Annotated in this window: 1 protein-coding gene; it reads right to left on the bottom strand. The window is 63.3% G+C overall.

What is annotated here, in order from left to right:
• Positions 1 to 42 precede the first annotated feature (42 nt).
• Positions 43 to 3975, bottom strand: a complete 3933-nt coding sequence (locus tag HQL56_18520) for a hypothetical protein (GenBank protein MBF0311510.1) — start codon at positions 3973 to 3975, stop codon at positions 43 to 45.
• Positions 3976 to 4464 lie beyond the last annotated feature (489 nt).

The following is a 4464-nucleotide window of genomic DNA, read 5'->3' on the forward strand; positions in this document are numbered from 1 at the left end:
CACACGGAGACCTCCCCCGTTTCCTCATCCGGAGCTTGCGGCTCATGGTCCATAAGGCGTCCCCGTGCGTTTGGCCTGTCTGGCCCGTTTGGCCAGGGCGATGCGTTGCGCCACGCCCGGGTTGCGGGAGACGAACCAGTTGCCCCCGGTTTCCATGGCGTTCTGCAGGGAGTGTTTGAGTTGCAGGGTTTTGATGTTATCCGGCAGGGACTGCCAACCGGGAGAGTTGATCAGCCGCTCCAGCACGGTGCGGGCCAATGGCCCGGTCTGCTGCAACAGTTGGTTGTATTCTTCGGGTTCCAGCCAGACATCGCGCCACTTGCGGTTTGGCATGGTGGGGTGGGCCCGGTTGCGCAGGAGTTCTGCGGTCAGGGGATCGTCCTGCTGTTTGGAGATGGCCAGGGGTGAGATCCAGTCCGGCCCCAACGCACCCTGAATGGCGATGGGATTGCCCCAGTAATCGAGGCGCGGCGGCAGGGTGTGGGACATGCCCGGAATGCGGGACTGGATCTTGTTGAGGATGGCGTCGTAGAGGGCGAGGCCCTGTTTTCCCGGCTGGGTTTCCCGCACCACGGGATCGAGCAACCGTGCCCCATCGGCCACGATGGCGGGAACCAGGGATCCGGCGAACCGGGCAAGGAATTTTTGCCCTTCGTGGGTGGGATCCCCGACGGCCTTCACTGCCGAGGAGAGGCCTTGCAGGAAGGTTTTGCTGGTCAGGTTCTGCACGATGGTTCCGGCCAGAATGCCCGCGAGCCCGTCGGCTTCACCTTCGTCGGCTTCGGCGGCGATTTCGGCGAAATCAGCGCCCATGCCGAAGATCATGCCGAGGGGATCGAGGCGGTTGTAGCTGACCCAGCGGTCCCCGATGCGCAGGGAGTAGGGCTGCCACCCGGAGGCTCGCAACAGGGCTCGTGCCTTGGGTTCGGCAGGCCCGCCACCGGAGACGAGACCTTCGGCGGCGAGCAGGGCCACGGCCCCGCCGATGGTCGAACCCATGGCTACACGCGCCAGGGCAGTGGCTCTGGCGTTGCCCCCCTCCTTGAAGGCGGCCCAGACGCTGGGCATGACCAGGGCCAGGGGGGAACGTTCGGCGGCGCGTTTGAAGATGTTCACCGGGGTTCGGAAAAAGGGCACCACGATTTTGGCCATGGGATGGGAATTGAAGGCGTTCTGGAAGTTCTTTCCCGCTTTGCCCAGGGGATTGGAAAAGATCCAGTAGCGTGCGGACTCCTCGGCGGCCGTCATCATGGCCTCGGTCGGGTTGTCGCTCAATTCGGCCACCCTGGCGGTCAACGTGTCCCCCGTCAGCCCTTCCCGTTGCGCCAGCCGCATGGCCTGCTCGTTGATGGACATGCGGTAGCCGATGGATTTGAAAAAGGCATCCCCCGTCATCAGCAGGCGCGAGGGGGTGCGGATGACCTGCCCCAGCCGCCCGGAGATGGCGTGGCGATGCGCCGTTTCCAGGGTTCCCCCCACGCCGACGGGGTCACCCTCGATCAGCACCCGTGAGGCCAGCACGGCCCCCTCCTTGAGGCCCTGCCCGATGCCGAAAAGCCTCGCGGTGGCCTGTTGCGTGGTCAAATCCCCCCATCCCGTAAGCCTGGAGACTCCCGCCGCGAGATAGCTTTCGGGAATGGACAGGGCCAGGGAGAGGGTATTGCCGATGGCGTTGGCGGCGTGGGTTCGGGGACTGGACAAGAGACCGTTGATCCAGTACTCGAAGAACTTATCCCAGAACCCGGGTTTCCAGGCGTCACGGGTGATCCGGGCCACCTGTCCGGGGGATTCGGCGTTGGCGATCATGTCGGCGAGCTGCAGCAGGGATTCCCGGCGGTCGTACCGCTGCCCACCGTCGAGGGATTCCCGGATGGTGACGGCCCGTGTTCTTTCGGGCAGGGTGGCCAGGATTTTGAAGGCGTTGAGGGCCCGGCCCGCCTCGGCGGTCATGGCGGCCACCTGGCCCTGAATGACGCCATGTCGCGCCAACGCCTCTTTGAAAGCCATGACATAAGCGTCGGAATTCTGCCCCGCCTGTATCTGTTTGGCCATGATGGCCAACTCATTGCCGGATTCGACCATCAGCCGCCGTGCGGCCAGAGCCTCTTCGGCGTTGAGAGCCTGCCCCTTGCGCCGTTTCATCAAGTCTTCGACGGTCATTCCCAGTTCATCGGCCAACCGGGAGGTCTCTTCATGGGAGATGCGGCCGCGCGAGGCGGCGTCGAGCCCCGGCGCGAGAGCGTCCGCCGTCTCTTTCAGGGCCAGGTGGACATCTTCTGGAGCGTAGATCCTGGAGAGGTTGATATTCCCGGCAAAGCCTTGCCCGACAACCGGAGACCCGTCAGACCCCGGAGGAAAGGTCTCGCCTGTCGCTCCGGACGATTCCGGTTGCAAGGGTTCTGCGGTTCGGCTAGATTGAGGTTGTGAGGGATCCGGGCCCAGCGAGGTGTTTCCGCCTGGAGCCGGGGCAGAGCGGATTGATCCGGCATCGTTTGAGAAGGATCCCTCACTATCGGGGAGAGGAGTACGCTCATTGGAGAGAGCGGGCATGGCTGGGATGGGGGCATCGCTCCCAAGGACCCGTGGATAGTCAGCACCTTGAGCTGGTTCCCTCTCCCCGATCCCTTCCTTTTTGAACCACAGAGTTCTCACGGTGTAGACAGGCTTTTCCGAGAGGCCCGGGTTTTGCGCCTGATTCAACTCCACCAGATGGGATATCCGTCCATCCCCCAAGGGGGTGACGAGAACCCATCCTCCACGGCTTCCTTTCCGCACCTCCTTGAAGTTGGCAATCATTACCGACAGCAGCCCCAAATCGGCAGGGGTGACGGCAACTTGCGCCCTTGCGGCTTCCACCTCCGGATTGCCATGGTGCTTGATGATATGGCGTGCCTTGGCACTTTCGAGAGTGAACAAGGCATCGGTGAAATTGGCCCCGGTCTCTTCGGTGAGACGTTGCAGTACGTCTGCCGGGGGTTCGGTGTAAAGGGTTCGATGGGTTTGCCGATTGAGCAGGGCTTCTTTGGTCAAGTCGACAGCCCATGAATCAATCTGGTCGAACGGCCGGTAGAACGCACCTTCCGGCAACAGACTGCCATCCGGAAGATGCTGTTGTTCCGTGATGGCAGGCAACCGGGGATTGACCGATAGTTCGGCGGTGAGCTTTTCGGCAGCGCGGGAAGCCTCTTCCAGTGCGGCGTTACGGGGTGGAAAGGCCGTGGTTTCGAAGACGTCGGGGTCGAGTTCCGGAGTGAAGCCCGGCATGCGGTTTTGTGGCGGTTCGATGGGCGGCGGTATGGTTTCGAAATCAGACGGGGTGGGGGGTTCGTCCAGGGGGGAGGGAGGTTTTCCGCCCCTGCCCCGGACGGTACCCATGGCAGCGCCCAAAGCGGCCGGAGCCATGAGCATGTTGGTGATGGCCCCGGCGCCGATATCGCTCCACTGATCGTCGGTGGGGAGTGTCCCGGTTTCGAGGGCGGATTTCGCGGCCCCGTAGGCGGGAACAAAGGCCCCGATGGCCCCCATGCCGGCAAACTGTTTCAGGGGGGAGAGCGCGGAGGCGGCATGCAGCGCCCCACCGAACAGCGCCCCCTGCGCCCCGCCCAAAGCGGCTTCCTGCCAACCCTTGTCGGCCTGTCGCAGGGCATCGACGGCGGCCATGCCTTTCACGGCCCCGAGGGCGCGAATCGCGGGAAGGTACTCCAAAGCCATGGCGGGCATTTGCCCGATGCCGGCGAGGATTTTTTCATCGAGGGTGGATGGGGGAGGTTCGGAGGGGGAAGGCCCGATCTCCTCGCCCAACTGGCGCAGCACCTCCGCCACCCTGCCCAAACCCCCTCCGTGGCTGATGCCGGGAATGTTTTCGGCCAGCCACTGCGCCGACTGGTCAATCGTGCCGGGAATGTTGGCCAGCGTTTTCAGTAAATTTGCGGATCCCCCCCGCAAACCGTAAGACAAGGCCTCGGATGCATCCATTGCTGTTTTCCTCTCGTCGTCAAACTGCCTGTCCATTGATCCACTGAATGGTTTCAGGGGGGGATTGGAGCAGCGCCGCTCCGATCCGCAGCCAACCCACGCCAAAATGCCCCTTTTTCCTCAAGTCCAGTGAATGATCTCGGATCCGATCAAGGCCCGGCTTGAGTGAAATCAAAGTCCACACTGTCCCGAGTCGCCCTTTCGATGAACCGATCAAATTCGGTTGGCTTGGGAGGCCCGACGAATATTTCAGGCGCGGCCTTGGTCGGATTCAACGACAGCAACCCTGCGGTCTGCAACCCCTCCAGGCCAGTCCCCAGCTTCAACAGGGCAACGGCTTTAGCCAGGTTTTCGGGAGCTACTCCCGCATCGAGCAACCACCGTTGGAGATCTCCCCCGGCAGGGTGGGGAGCCGACTGCGAGTTGGGGACAAGGCGCGGATCGGCAGGCCCTCCGGGGATGGCCTGCAATTGGGCCCCGACGGCCCCC

This window comes from Magnetococcales bacterium, assembly GCA_015231925.1.
Classification (GTDB): Bacteria; Pseudomonadota; Magnetococcia; order Magnetococcales; family JADGAQ01; genus JADGAQ01.

Bases quoted from the DNA above. Each gene is read 5' to 3' on its own strand.
- HQL56_18520 (MBF0311510.1), bottom strand. From the start codon at position 3,975: ATGGATGCATCCGAGGCCTTGTCTTACGGTTTGCGGGGGGGATCCGCA.